This window comes from Schwartzia succinivorans DSM 10502 (assembly GCF_900129225.1).
GTDB lineage: Bacteria > Bacillota > Negativicutes > Selenomonadales > Selenomonadaceae > Schwartzia > Schwartzia succinivorans.
The window spans coordinates 226,367-240,763 of the sequence record NZ_FQUG01000005.1; the positions used below are offsets into that span (position 1 = coordinate 226,367).

Annotated in this window: 12 protein-coding genes; 11 read left to right on the forward strand and 1 reads right to left on the reverse strand. The window is 39.9% G+C overall.

Features of this window, described 5'->3' with window-relative positions; genetic code table 11:
• Window positions 1–41: 41 nt before the first annotated feature.
• Window positions 42–1,475 carry an undecaprenyl-phosphate galactose phosphotransferase WbaP gene (gene wbaP / locus BUA83_RS07610; RefSeq protein ID WP_234988299.1) on the forward strand — a complete coding sequence of 478 codons (1,434 nt, stop codon included), beginning with the start codon at window positions 42–44 and terminating at the stop codon, window positions 1,473–1,475.
• 51 nt (window positions 1,476–1,526) lie between these two features.
• Here wbaP and BUA83_RS07615 read toward each other — a convergent pair whose 3' ends face one another.
• The gene (locus BUA83_RS07615; protein ID WP_072935638.1) at window positions 1,527–2,285 is read right to left on the reverse strand and encodes a YdcF family protein; all 759 of its coding nucleotides are present in this window, start codon (window positions 2,283–2,285) and stop codon (window positions 1,527–1,529) included.
• A gap of 166 nt (window positions 2,286–2,451) precedes the next feature.
• Between BUA83_RS07615 and BUA83_RS07620 the strand changes: the two genes are divergently transcribed.
• The 10 genes from BUA83_RS07620 (at window position 2,452) to BUA83_RS07665 (ending at window position 14,396) form a co-directional block, all read left to right on the forward strand.
• Window positions 2,452–3,360, forward strand: a complete 909-nt coding sequence (locus BUA83_RS07620) for a glycosyltransferase family 2 protein (protein WP_072935639.1) — start codon at window positions 2,452–2,454, stop codon at window positions 3,358–3,360.
• A gap of 15 nt (window positions 3,361–3,375) precedes the next feature.
• Complete coding sequence (locus BUA83_RS07625) at window positions 3,376–4,470, forward strand: glycosyltransferase (RefSeq protein WP_072935640.1); 1,095 nt, start codon at window positions 3,376–3,378, stop codon at window positions 4,468–4,470.
• Window positions 4,471–4,508: 38 nt separating this feature from the next.
• Window positions 4,509–5,585, forward strand: coding sequence for a glycosyltransferase (locus BUA83_RS07630; RefSeq protein ID WP_072935641.1), 1,077 nt, complete (start codon window positions 4,509–4,511; stop codon window positions 5,583–5,585).
• A 16-nt stretch (window positions 5,586–5,601) separates the two neighbouring features.
• On the forward strand, window positions 5,602–6,432 hold the full coding sequence (locus tag BUA83_RS07635) for a glycosyltransferase family 2 protein (RefSeq protein WP_072935642.1): 831 nt from the start codon (window positions 5,602–5,604) through the stop codon (window positions 6,430–6,432).
• A 48-nt stretch (window positions 6,433–6,480) separates the two neighbouring features.
• Window positions 6,481–7,701, forward strand: a complete 1,221-nt coding sequence (locus BUA83_RS07640) for a nucleotide sugar dehydrogenase (RefSeq protein ID WP_072935719.1) — start codon at window positions 6,481–6,483, stop codon at window positions 7,699–7,701.
• A gap of 94 nt (window positions 7,702–7,795) precedes the next feature.
• Entirely contained in the window at window positions 7,796–8,794 is a 999-nt protein-coding gene (locus tag BUA83_RS07645; RefSeq protein WP_072935643.1) for a glycosyltransferase, read from the forward strand.
• A 62-nt stretch (window positions 8,795–8,856) separates the two neighbouring features.
• The gene (gene asnB / locus BUA83_RS07650) at window positions 8,857–10,764 is read left to right on the forward strand and encodes an asparagine synthase (glutamine-hydrolyzing) (protein ID WP_072935644.1); all 1,908 of its coding nucleotides are present in this window, start codon (window positions 8,857–8,859) and stop codon (window positions 10,762–10,764) included.
• Window positions 10,765–10,828: 64 nt separating this feature from the next.
• On the forward strand, window positions 10,829–12,577 hold the full coding sequence (locus BUA83_RS07655; RefSeq protein WP_072935645.1) for an ABC transporter ATP-binding protein: 1,749 nt from the start codon (window positions 10,829–10,831) through the stop codon (window positions 12,575–12,577).
• Between the two features lie 39 nt (window positions 12,578–12,616).
• Entirely contained in the window at window positions 12,617–13,201 is a 585-nt protein-coding gene (locus tag BUA83_RS07660) for an SIS domain-containing protein (RefSeq protein ID WP_072935646.1), read from the forward strand.
• Window positions 13,194–14,396, forward strand: coding sequence for an HAD-IIIA family hydrolase (locus BUA83_RS07665; RefSeq protein WP_072935647.1), 1,203 nt, complete (start codon window positions 13,194–13,196; stop codon window positions 14,394–14,396). The genes BUA83_RS07660 and BUA83_RS07665 overlap by 8 nt, the downstream gene beginning before the upstream one ends.
• Window position 14,397: the final 1 nt, after the last annotated feature.

A 14,397-nucleotide genomic window follows, 5' to 3' on the forward strand; every position in this document is an offset into this window, starting at 1 on the left:
AAATGATAAGTGAAAATATATTTAGGATTGGGGATTTATTCTTGAATACTTCAAAAATGCAGCGTGCATGGCAGATATGGCTGCTTCCAACGTTGTTTTTTATCCTTGACTACGCAGCCGTAGTCGCGGCGGAGTGGTCGGCTATAGCCCTCCGGAATGCCTTGGACTATTGGATGCACTCGGTCTATAGGATACCACCGATATACCTGTACCTTTGGGTGCCGGCTTTTTTCCTGCTGTTCCTGAAGCTTAACCACACATATCAGTCCCAGCAGCCAATAGTAGATATTATAAGGAGAATATTTTATGCCGTGCTCGGCGGTCTTCTGACCAGTGTCGTAATAATCTACTTCATGCATGCGGCACAAACCGTATCAAGGCTTTTTTTCGTATTATTTGCTGTTTTCGTTCTGTTTTATATCTACGCGGTGCGCTACATTCTGCTTCACTATCTGAAGGATAACCATGATTTTTATGAACCGGTACTTCTCATAGGCGCAGGAAAGACCGCCGAACGTGTATTGCGCTTCTTTGACGGAGACCTTGGCTATCGGTATCAGGTCATTGGCGTTTTGGATGATGGTCCGGGTTTGGAGTCTGTGACAAAACGCTGCAGGCATTTGGGCGGACTTCATCGCGCGGAACGCATTGCAAAGCATACGCACGTCGGAACTGTGCTGATTACCGCGCCGGGGCTTGAGAAGGAAAAGCTCCAGGCACTTATAACAGGAATGCAGCCCTATGTGCGAAATATCGCCTTTGTCCCCGACCTTATCGGAACACCGATGGCGGATGTACAGGTGAACGTGCTTTTCAGTGAAAAAATAATGATGCTGGGACTGCGGAACAATCTCGCCCGGCAAAGCAACCGCATCATGAAGCGTATCTTTGACCTCACGGCAACTATACTTGGCGGCGCGGTGATATCACCATTCTTGCTTTTGCTGGTGCTGATTGTGTTTATTGATAACAAAGGCCGTGTCATCTTCGCGCATCGCCGTGTGGGCCAGCACGGAAAAGAATTTAACTGCTATAAATTCCAAAGCATGGTGTCGGATGCTCAGAAGCGGCTGGAAGAATATCTGGCAGCAAATCCTGAGGCTAAAAAGGAATGGGAAGAAAACTTCAAGCTGGAGCATGACCCAAGAGTTACGAAGCTTGGAGCATTCCTCAGAAGAACAAGCCTTGACGAGCTCCCTCAGCTCTGGAACGTCATAATGGGAGATATGAGCCTCGTAGGCCCCCGTCCCATAGTACAGGCAGAGGTACCAAAATACGGCCCGTACATCCGGGAATATTATATGGTGCCTCCGGGAATAACAGGCATGTGGCAGGTCAGCGGACGCAGCGATACAACCTACGAAGAACGCGTAGCTATGGACACATGGTATGTCCGCAACTGGTCCGTATGGATTGACCTGGTATTCCTTTTCAAAACAATAAAAGCCGTTGCCTGCGGCAAAGGCGCGTACTAACAACAGCGGCCGGTTCTCAAAACGAGAACCGGCCGCTGTTGTCCTAATAGTTTACTGCAGCCGCAAGTACAGTGCTGCAATCCCCAAATACTCCCTTATTGCAGCTGCGGAGTTGGAAAGATTGCCACCGTCAGGAATCAAATCCAGTACAGGGTGGAAGTGCCATGACGCTCCTGCGCGGTAATGTGTCGGATATATGGTCACATCCATTCCTTCGCGCTCGAAAATCTTTGCAGTACGTGGAGCCTGAAGTGCTACAACAGTCACAATGGGACGGGTCCAACCATGTTCATCGCATATTTTTTTGGAAAGTCGGGCATTTTCTACGGTATTTCTGCTGCCCCCCTCCGAGAACAGCTTGTCCTTCGGCACACCCATCTCAGGAAATTCTCGGGAGGCAATGGAAGCTTCGTTGCCGGCATCCTCAAAAACAGTACCTCCGCTGATGAGTATAGGAAGATTCATCTGACGATGCAGACGTAACGTCATCAGCATATTCTTTCCCATTGTCCCTGAAGGCTGGCCAATGCTCGTGATGTCAGGTACCTCTCCGATAGCACCGTTCCCCAGCATGAGAAGCACATCACCTGATGGACTCTGTGGCTGCGGTATAGCGTACTCAAGCGGCTGCATCAAAAGCATAGCAGGAAGCCGCAGTGAGAAAGCATAAAGAAGCAGCGTAACAACAGCAAGAGCTGTACGCCCGGGCGCCCGGCGGCGGTACATATAGATAGTAATACATGTAAGCATAAGAATAAAAATAGCCGGTGGCAAAATCCATTGGTAACAGAATTTAATATAATACAGCATGAACGAAACTCCTTTGTGTTATGGTTATTTGTGAAGTATACAGTATGTACGGCAATATTTGAAGTAATTGACTATAAAACTAGGTTGTAATTAACTTCATATCTTATATAATAGTGAGAGAATGCATTTTTGTTAAGCTATTATTCTGCAAAACAGAGGTTAAATATTGAAAGCGCAAGTTATTATCCCAATCTATCGGCCTGATGAAAAACTTATAAAGCTATTACGAAGCATTAAATTACAGGCGCATGTTGATTTTGATGTTTTGATTATTGATTCGGGTTCTGATAAGAAATACCTTACTGAGTTGGGTGGAATAAATGCAGCCGTAAAGGAAATTGATGCTGCATCATTTAATCATGGAGGCACCCGGCAGATGGGTGTGGAGATGTTTCCTGACAAAGACGTGTTCGTATTTCTGACGCAGGATGCAATATTAGCTGATTCATCTGCATTAAACAAATTACTGGATGCATTCCGGGATTCAGCGGTAGGCTGCGCGTACGGGCGGCAGCTGCCTCATGAAGGTGCGGGAGCCTTCGCAAGCCATGCACGGTTATGCAATTATGGTGATAGAAGCTATGTGTATGAGCTTGCGGACAAAGAAAAGCATGGAATGAAGACAGTATTTATATCAAATTCCTTTGCGGCGTATCGACGTACTGCTTTGGAAGAAGCAGGAGGTTTTCCGACACATACTATTTTATGCGAGGACATGTATGCTGCAGCGAATATGGTACTAAAAGGCTGGAAGATTGCGTACCGTGCTGATGCCATGGTTTACCATTCCCATGATTACTCTATATGGCAGGAATTTAAAAGATATTTCGATATTGGTGTATTTCATGCAACAGAATCATGGATTCGGACAACCTTCGGTGCTGCGGAAGGCGCAGGCAGAAGGTTTGTTATATCCGAGATAAAGTATCTTTTAAAGCGTAACCCACTGTTGCTTGTTCCTATGGTATTTCGTGACGGTATGAAGTTTTTTGGGTATCGGTTGGGGTTGAAACATAGTTGCTTTTCTAAGCGCCTTTGTGCAAGCCTCAGTATGACTAAAAGATATTGGACATAGTGTTAGGTGAAGTAGATGACTGATATTTTGATGTTGCGGAGTCAAAATATTGTTTCTGATAGTCGTGTGTTGCGATATGAAAATTGGTTTCAGAAGCATGACATATCTTATCGAATTGTAGGATGGGATAGAGAACAATCAGGAATAGAGCGGGAAAATACTATATACTGTCGGATTAAAGCGGGATTTCAGCAAAAATCAAAAGCAATAATCGGAAGAATAAAGTGGAACGCTTGGCTGATGAAATATCTTTATGGATACCGCAAATCATATAGAATTATCCATGCGTGTGATTTTGACACGGTATTGCCCGCACTTGTTATGCAGCTGTTTGGGAAAAAGGTTATATTCGATATATTTGATTGGTTCAGCGACGAAACAAGGACAGGGAAATGGTTTATAGACAAGACAATCAATTTCCTTGAGCGTCTGGCAGTACAAAAAGCCGACTTAGTGATTTTGTGTGAAGCGGGGAGATTGAAACAAATTCAGTGCATCCCGAATGAATATATAGTGATACCCAATATACCTTCTGTTCCCACTGTGGAGTTTGTGTCTGATAGGACTTTCAACAAAACAATCGGGTATGTTGGTGGTATTGTTGCAGATCGTGGGTTAGAAGAACTGGTGCATGTAATCGCAGAATTGCCGGATTGGACCTTGCATATTGCCGGATTTGGGAATGAAAGGCTTGTTAAAGAGATTGAGGAATACAGCAGGAAATACGAGAACATCCATTATTACGGTAAAGTACCTTATGATGAAGCTATAAAGATAATGCGGAGCGTCGATTTGATATATGCTATGTATTATAAGAACAATAGAAATCATGTATTTGCTGCACCCAATAAGTTTTACGAAGCAATTTTTTTGCAAAAGCCTATTATCACAACAGAAGGAACTCTGGTTGGGGATAAAGTGCGAGGAGTAAATTCGGGATATGTGATTGATGAGGGCGAAGAAAATTTAAAGAAATTGCTGAGTTTGATTACAACAGACGACATTAAGCATGTTAAACTCGCAATAAGAAATTTAGCAAAAATAAATTCAACGTTGTTTGATAGTGTAATGCAAAGATATTTAGCGCATATAAGTGTGTTGTCTAATTAACTATAGAGTATAATATTGGAGGATATAGAGAAACATCGGTGAAGATTCTGATTTTTGGCTTGGGAGCCCGGTTCGGCGGTGTGGAAAAATACTTTTTAGACCGCTTGCCATACATACTGAAGCATGATCAAATTGATTTAGCATTCACAGAGCCGGATTTAATAGAATACAGAGAGCAGATTGATAAAAGAGTTGGAATTAAACAGATTGCTCATATAACAAATCCTATAAAATATTGGATGACGTGGCGCAGACTGTTGAAGAAAGAGCAATATGATAAGGTATACTGTAACACGGATTATGCTAATATCGTGTTATATATGGCAGTAAAGTCTGTGGGAACAAAACTCACGGTGCACTGCCACAGCACACAGATTGATATGGCTGCTCCCATAAAGAAGGCAATTTTCACTGCATATCACTATTTTGGCCGTATTTTTACAAATTTATTTGCTGATGAAAAATATGCATGCTCAGAGCCTGCGTATAGATGGCTGTTTGGGAATTCAGGGGTCCCAAATATCAAACGGAATTCAATTCACAGTGAGTTATACCAGTATAATCCTGCTGTAAGAAAGAAAATGCGTGAACAGCTGGGAATATCACAGGATACATTGGTAATAGGGCATGTTGGCAGGTTTTCATATGCTAAGAACCATGAATTTTTGCTTGAAGTTTTTGCAGAGATTTGTGCTAGGCATATAGATGCGAAACTTTTGCTTGTTAACGGTACTGACCAAAAGGATGCATCTTGGGAGGCGGTTCAGTGTAAGGCAGAATTGCTCCAGATTGAAAAAGATGTCTGTTTTTTGGGATATCGCAGCGATATTCCTGAACTTATGCAGGCAATGGATGTTTTTTTGCTGCCGTCACGATTTGAGGGAATGCCTTTGGTTGGGATTGAAGCGCAGGCAGCTGGCCTTCCATGTTTTATATCTGATCAGGTTACGAGAGAAGTTAAAGTTACAGAACTTGTTGAATTTTTACCTATAACTGATTCAGGTGTTTGGGCTGAGGCTATCCTGAAAAGATGGCGGGATGTCCGGAAAGATATGAGTGAATACATTAAATCCTCTGGGTACGATTTTTTTACAGAGATGAATGCTGTTAGTTAAACATTTGGAGATAACAATGCATCCTAAGATTTCAATCATAACAGTCACGTTGAATAGTGAGAAAACCCTAGAACAGACGATTTCAAGTGTGGTAAACCAAACCTACGATAACATTGAATATATTATCATAGATGGGGGATCAACAGACGGAACACTTGATATTATCCATAAATATGAAAAAAACATAGCATATTTAATCAGCGAACCGGATCATGGGATTTATGAAGCCTTCAATAAAGGTGTGCGTGCTGCAACAGGAGATTATATTGAAATAATCGGCTCTGATGATTGCCTATGTAATTATGACATTATCCGACAAGTTGCTGAATGCTTGGATGGTAACATTGATATATTAAGCTGTTGTCAGTGGGCAGTAGAAGAAAACACAGGTTATCAAAGATTGCTTACGAATTATTCTGCCCGCAATAAAAGAACATATGTTGGCGGAATGATTCCCCACGGTAGCATGTTTGTAAAAAAAGAAGTGTTAGAAAAATATCCTTTTGATGAAAGCTACAAAATTTCGGCAGATTATAAGTTTTTCCTTTCAGCGTATTACGATTCGAATATTCTTATAAAATATAGCGATATAGCTGTGCTGTTTTTTTCTGCTAATGGTATATCAAGTAATATTGCTGTGTGTGAAGAAGATAAAAGGATAGTAAAAGAACTAAGATTGCCTGATTCTTTTGCGAAGGATAATCGTTCTGTATGGAAAAAAAATGTTCGAGCGATTTTGGGGGAAATGGGAATATATTCGATCATTAAGAAAATCAAAGATAGACTTGTACTTGAGAGACATCAGTGCAACAATCGGATATGTCGTTGGTGTGGACGGGGTGTCTAGATTTCTGAACAGGTATAAGGAAGTTGATGAGAAAATCGAGGGATGGTTATGAAAATTACAGTGGCGGGTACAGGTTATGTCGGACTTTCTAATGCAGTGCTTTTGGCGCAGCATAATGAAGTTACAGCACTGGATATTGTGCAGGCCAAAGTAGATAAAATAAATCATAAGGAATCGCCCATAATCGATGCTGAGATATCAGATTATCTGGCACACAAAGAACTTCACTTGCATGCAACTGTTGATTGGAAAGAAGCTCTTTCAAATGCAGAGTACGTAATAATATCCACTCCAACTAATTATAATCCTGAAAAGAGTTACTTTGATACATCATCAGTAGAAGACATCATAAAAAAAGTCTGTGAAGTCAATGACCATGCAGTTATGGTCATCAAATCTACGATTCCTGTAGGCTATACCGAGCGTGTAAAAAAGCAGTTTGCGACAGACCGCATTATCTTTGCCCCAGAATTTCTAAGAGAGGGGCATGCACTGTACGATAATCTTTATCCTTCTCGCATTGTAATTGGAGAAGATTCGGAGCGAGCTCATGAATTTGCAAATCTTTTGGCGGAAGGTGCTATAAAAAAAGACATTCCAATGATTTTTACTGGAAGTACAGAAGCTGAGGCTATCAAACTGTTTGCGAACACATACCTCGCTCTCCGTGTTTCGTATTTTAATGAACTGGATACATACGCTGAGATGAAAGGCCTCAACACGCAGCAGATTATAGAAGGGGTATGTCTTGACCCGCGTATTGGGATGCACTATAACAATCCATCTTTTGGATATGGCGGATACTGCCTGCCGAAAGACACAAAGCAGCTTTTAGCGAATTATGCGGATGTGCCGCAGAATCTTGTGGAGGCTATCGTCGAGTCCAATCGTACGCGCAAGGATTTTATTGCTGACCAAGTGCTGAAAAAAGCAGGATACTATCACTATGGTGACGAAAATCAGTACGATAAGGGAAAAGAGAAGGAAATCATCATAGGCGTTTACCGCCTGACTATGAAAGCAAACTCTGATAACTTCAGACACAGTTCTATCCAGGGCATCATGAAGCGTGTAAAGGCTAAAGGAGCAAAGGTTATAGTCTACGAACCTACATTGGAAGACGGAAGTACTTTCTTTGGGAGTAGAATCGTAAATGATTTGGAAACATTCAAAGCACAAAGTCTTGTTATTATAGCTAACCGCTGCGATGATAGTTTGGGAGATGTACAAAATAAGGTATATACAAGAGATTTGTTTAGCAGAGATTGAGGGGAAATGATTTTTTTAGGCTTGCAAGGCGACTATAGTGTGAAATCGTTGGATATATTCGAATGTGATATTATTGAAACAAAGGTTGAATTTGATGGATAAGATTGACGTATCAGTCGTGGTTCCTGTATATAATGTAGAGAAATATTTAAAAGATTGCTTGGATAGCCTCGAACGACAGACACTAAAAAATATCGAAGTTATTATGGTGAACGATGGTTCAACGGATGGATCCCGAAACATTGCTGAGGAATATGCATGTAGAAATGATAATTTTTTACTTATTGATAGGCTGAATGGTGGATTAAGTGCTGCAAGAAATACAGGGATGAGTTTTGCCAAAGGGAAATATATATATTTTCTTGATAGTGACGATTATCTTGTAGATAATGCACTTGAATTGCTATATAAGAAATCAGAGAATGATAACCTCGATGTGCTGTTGTTTACTTCATATACTTTTCATGACGATTCTCCCGAATTGATTATGGAGAAACATGTTAAGTATCGAGGAGAGTACACTCATGTTTATTCTGGGTTGCAAGCGTTACAAAAATTTATTGACAATAATGATGTATGTATAAGTTGTTGTTGGATTTTTTCAAGATTAGGTGTTATAAGGGAAAATAAACTCAAATTTTATGAAGGAATAATACATGAAGACCACTTGTTTCAATGGCAAATTTTGTCTTTGAGCAAAAGAGTTGCGGTTTTAAACAGTCCTTTGTATTGTCGGCGGATTTGCCCTGGATCAATTACATCGGCTAAGTCAGATTGGATAAAAAAAATATATGCTGTGAGATGTACAATTGTAGCTGGAGATATGTTTGTTATGCAAAATCCCGAAATAATTGGGAAGACAACTTGCTGGTTCATGAGGTTTTGGGCCAATTTTTTCTTTATGGATTGGTTGATGCTGGATGAATATACACGAAATCGTTATGATTTGAAGATATTTTATATAGAAGTTGCGGATGTTTTGACCAAGTATGGATTTGGCAACAATATCCGGCTTTGGCTGTTTTATAAGCATCCCAAAATTTTTGGGCTATTGAGGCGTATAAAAAGATTTGTGAAAGTATTAGAATTATAAGTGTCACTAAAAATTTGGCAGAAATATGGTGGGACACCATTACTTAGGGAGGGTATACTGAAGTGTGTGGAATATGTGGAATTGTATATAAAGAAGCACAACAGTATAGAAATATAATTCCTAAAATGTTGAAGGCCATTTTGCACCGTGGTCCTGATGAAAATGGAAAATGGTTTTTTGATAATTGTGCATTAGGACATACGCGCTTGAGCATTGTAGATATAAAAAGCGGGCAGCAGCCTATGGTTAAGCGTAATTTAGGGCTGGTGTTCAATGGAGAAATTTACGGTTATAAAGAACTCAGGAAAGGCCTTCTAAAGCGAGGTATATCGTTTGAAACAAATTCTGATACAGAGGTCATTTTGGCAATGTATCAGTGCCATGGGCAGCGAATGATGAGTTATTTGCCTGGCATGTTTGCATTTGCTGTTTGGGATGATGAATCACAAACGTTGTTTTGTGCACGGGATCGGTTCGGAGAAAAACCATTTTATTATGCTTGGGGTAAGAATGGGGAATTTATCTTTGCCTCTGAAATTAAGGCAATATTAGCTAGTGATCTTGTTGAACCTGTTTTAGATGATGGACAGCTTTGGCATTATATGAACTATTCGTATATATATCCAACACGTACAATATATAGAAATATCCATACATTGCCACCTGCACATACACTTGTCTTAAAGAATGGGATAGTTGAAATAGAACGATATTGGCATTTACCTGGGACAAATACGGATATCACAGAACATGAGGCGATTGATGAATTTAAACGGTTATTTAAGAAAGCTGTAGAGCGGCAGTTGGTTGCAGATGTACCGGTTGCTGCGTTTTTAAGTGGAGGCTTGGATTCAGGTTCCGTGGTTGCTGTGGCAGCACAGTTGGTGCCACAGCTTACTACTATTTCGTTTGCGTTTAGAGAGGGGATAGATGAATCGTATACGGCCAGAACCATGGCGGAACGATATAATACGAATCACATTGAGATTAGGGATATAGATTTCGATATGTCGGAAATGCTGGAAAAAATGCAACAAATATTTGATGAACCATTTGCAGACCCTGCGGTAATCCCTGCATATCTTATATCAAAAGAAGCGAGAAAATATGCAAAGGTTGTTTTAACAGGAGATGCAGGGGATGAACTGCTGGGTGGATATGATAGGAGATATCGAGCATTATTATACATGCAGAGATACCAAAAATCGGAAATACCCTCATTTATCCGTAATGATTTTTTACATTGTAAACGGTTCATAAATCGCTTAATTAGAAAAATAAAAAAATGTGCAGGAAGTAGTAAAACATATCCGCTAACAATAGAACGCGCTTTGAGAAATACAGATATTAAGCTGCAAGCGATGACTATGTTGTGTGATGATACAAAGGATATTGTTGGATACGCACGTAAAAAAGGGCAGATGCTGTCTGAGTATTTGCAAAGGGAAATAGGGCTGTTGTCTCCCAAAGATGATTATAGAATATATGATGGATTCTTGGAAACAGAAGCATTGGATAATGCTCTGCGCGTTGATTTGCAAGATTATTTACCGGGAAATGGCTTCCTGAAAACAGATCGTACAACTATGTCGGTATCATTGGAGAGTCGTACTCCCTTTTGTGATAAGGATTTAGCAGAGTTTTGTGTGAGTTTGCCGTTTAGTATGAAGGTAAATTATGATCAAGATAAATATATATTGCGAAAAGCGATGGGAGATATGTGGACTGAGCCAGTTCGGCTTGGTGTCAAAAATGGATTCTCCCCGCCATTCGATAAATGGCTCCAAGAAAATAAAGTGCGAGAGATGGAAGAATATTACTTGAAATGTAAAGGAAGAAAACTTTTTCAGGTACTTTCCTATGATGGTGTGCAAAAACTTATTAACTCGAAAAAATATGTTTGGCCAGAGTGGAGTCTGTTGATGTTATCGATGTGGATGGAAAAGCACCCATGCAATTTTGAATCGTAATCATAATAATTTCTTTTATGACATCGACAAACAGGTACTTTTTAGTAGAGAGGTAATTTGTTGAATGAGGTCACTTATTAAAATATTTTCGATTTTAACCAAGGAACAAAAAAAATATTGTATAGGTTTAACTATTGCAATGCTGATAGGCGGTACAATCGAGGCAGTAGGAATTGGGGCGATCTTACCGCTTATTTATATAATGGGAGAGCCCAATTGGTTAGATCAGAATAAAAACGTAGGAAAGTTATTAGAGGCAATTGGAATCACGACGCATTCGCATTTTGTTGTGCTTTGTGCATTATGCTTGATTATTATTTATATAGTGAAAAATATTTACCTTGGATGGCAGAGCCGTATGCAAATTAATTTTGTAATGAAAGGTCAAACTTTATTCGCAGGTGAACTTTTTAAAACATATTTGTCACGTCCGTATATTTTTCATGTGAATCATAATACAGCTATATTAACGAGAAATGTGAGTAGTGGGGCAACAACTGCATTCGCAGGTGTTTTGATACCTGCATTACAGCTCGTGACAGAAGTTGTTGCTGTTTTTATTATTTGGGTTATGCTTGTGATAGTTGATGCTTTTACTGCAATTGTTGTAGCGGGCTTTTTAGCTATTATATTATGGTTGTTGATAAAAGCATTTCGAAAAAAAATCGTCGAGCAGGGAATTATTCAAAATAAGTATGCCGGAGAAATGGGACGGTGGATTAATCAGGGGCTTGGGTCTATCAAGGAAACAAAAGTACTAGAGAAGGAAGCCTATTTTGCACATGAATATATCAAAGGATATACGCGGTTCGGGGAGGCTAATCGCAAGTTTAGCTTATTGAACCAAATGCCCCGATTACTTATAGAGACTATTGTTGTTACAGCATTGTTGCTGCTTATCATTATAAAAATATGCCAAGGATATAATCCAATGGACATTGTTCCACTGCTCGGAGTGTTGGCCCTTGTGGCCTTTAGACTAATGCCGAGTGCTAATCGAATAATTAGCATCACAAATACAATCAAATTTCAGATAGCCTTTTTCGATTATATGTATGATGAATTATGTGAAATTAGAAATCGACTTGAGTCAGGGAAAGCCGATTTGCTTTTGGCAGAGCCTTCGGAGAAGATTCCTTTTTCAAAAGAATTACTCGTAGACCATCTGGTGTTTAAATATCCTGAAGGGCAGCATGAGGTATTGCAGGACGTATCATTTACTGTCCCCAAAGGAAGCTTTGTAGGAGTTGTCGGCCCATCCGGAGCAGGAAAGACAACATTTGTTGATATCCTGCTTGGCCTTTTGACTCCTACTGCTGGTAAAATAACAGTTGATGGTGTGGACATTCAGACAAATATTCGTGGCTGGCAGGCAAATCTTTCCTATGTACCGCAGTCGATTTATTTAATAGATGGAACTATAAAGGATAATGTCGCTCTTGGTGTGGCTCCGGAGGATTTCGATGAGGAGCTGCTGATTCGTGCGCTCAAAATGGCAGAGCTTTACGATTTCGTAGAGGAGTTGCCGAAAGGCATCGAAACCATGGTGGGTGAGCGAGGCGTAAAGCTTTCCGGTGGACAGCGCCAGCGCATTGGTATAGCACGCGCATTGTACTATAAGCCGGAAGTGCTGGTTCTTGACGAAGCAACGAGTGCGCTTGATAATGAAACAGAAAAGAGCATTACAGATACAATTTTGAAGCTCAAGGGGCAGATTACGATTATTGCTATTGCTCATCGTGTGAGTACGCTTGAAGCCTGCGATTTCAAAGTAAAATTTGAAGCAGGAAAGGCAACTATTCTATCAAAGTGATAATAAAGTACTATTGTTCTGTAGATATGGAGGCCGGGGATGAAATACATAGACGATATTATTGATTTGCTTCAGCATATAGAAATATCGGCAGATAGGCAGTTTGGCACTTATGATGAGGGAATTTTTGAGATTTTATTATTTCTCAGAGAGTGTAAAAAAAATCGTAAAGCATTGTTTATTTGTGGGAATGGAGGAAGTGCCGGTATTGCTCAGCATATGACAGGAGATTTTCTAAAGAATGGTGGGTTCAGAACTTTTAGCATGTATGGGCAGCCAACAATCACCTGTATATCCAATGATCTTTCTTATGAGTATGTGTTTTGCAAACAATTGGAACTTTTAGCTAACAAAGATGATTTATTGATAGCAATAAGCAGTTCGGGAAATTCAGAAAATATTATAAAGGCTGTTAAAACGATAAAAAAGATTGGTGGAAAGGTAATCACTTTTTCAGGATTCAAATCGGATAATAAGCTAAAGACATTAGGAGATATCAACGTTTATGTACCTGCCGAGCATTATGGAATGGTTGAGTCTATACATAACTTGATATTGCAGCAACTTGTTGACATTATAGTTGATGAGGATGGAGTTGCGATGAGGTTGAATACAGATGACTAATAAAATTAAGCAAGCTGTGATTTTGGCGGGTGGATTGGGTACTAGACTTCGTCCATTTACTAACGAGCATCCGAAGCCTATGTATAGATTTAATAATAAGCCGTTTATTGAATATCTTGTTGAACAGGTAAAGAGCTTTGGAATAAAAAAAATAGTTATCTTACTAGGGTACAAGGCGCAGGAAATACAGGACTATCTTGGGGATGGAAGCCGGTATGGCTTGACCATAGAGTATAGTGTCACACCTGTTGAGTACGAGACAGGAAACCGACTGCTTGAAATCAGGGATTTATTGGATGATAGATTTTTGCTTATGTATTGTGATAATTATTGTCCGATAGATTTTGATAAGCTCGTTCGGGATGCATATAAAAATGATGCAGCGATACAAATTACTGCATATACAAATAGAGATAATTATACAAAAGATAATCTTTTAATAGCCACTGACGGCAAGGTTGAGGTATACGATAAAAAGCGTGAAACCCTAGGATTAAAAGGCGTTGATATTGGCTATGCAATCATAAAAAAGGAGACATTGGATTTACTTGATTCAAATTCAGGTATAGTGAATTTTGAGAAAGAAGTATACCCACAATGTGTGGCGCAGGGAGAACTGTTTGCTACTTCAGTAGAACATAGATATTATTCTATAGGCTCGTGGAATCGTATAGAATTAACAGAACAGTTCTTTTCAGAAAGAAAGACAATCTTTTTGGATAGAGATGGAACATTAAATGTTCGGCCACCAAAGGCGTGTTATGTTGAACGCCCGGAAGGATTTGTGTGGCTTCCGGGGGCGAAAGAAGCAATACAAAAACTCAAAGAAAATGGATACAGATTAATTCTTGTGTCAAATCAACCGGGGATTGCTCGGGGAAATCTGTCAGTAGATACGCTTAATGCGATTCATGATAAAATGCAGGCGGATTTAAGACAAGAAACAGGCTATGAAATAGATGCAATGTATTATTGCCCACATAATTGGGATGAAGAATGTGAATGCAGAAAACCAAAACCCGGAATGTTGTATGAGGCACAGAAAGAGTATTCATTAAATCTTCGGAAATGCATCTTAATTGGTGATGATGAAAGGGATATACAGGCAGGAAAAGCCGCGGGGTGCAAATGCTATCAGGTTAAGGATGATAGCAGTCTGCTGGATATAGCTAATAAAATTATTCAAGGGGATTGAG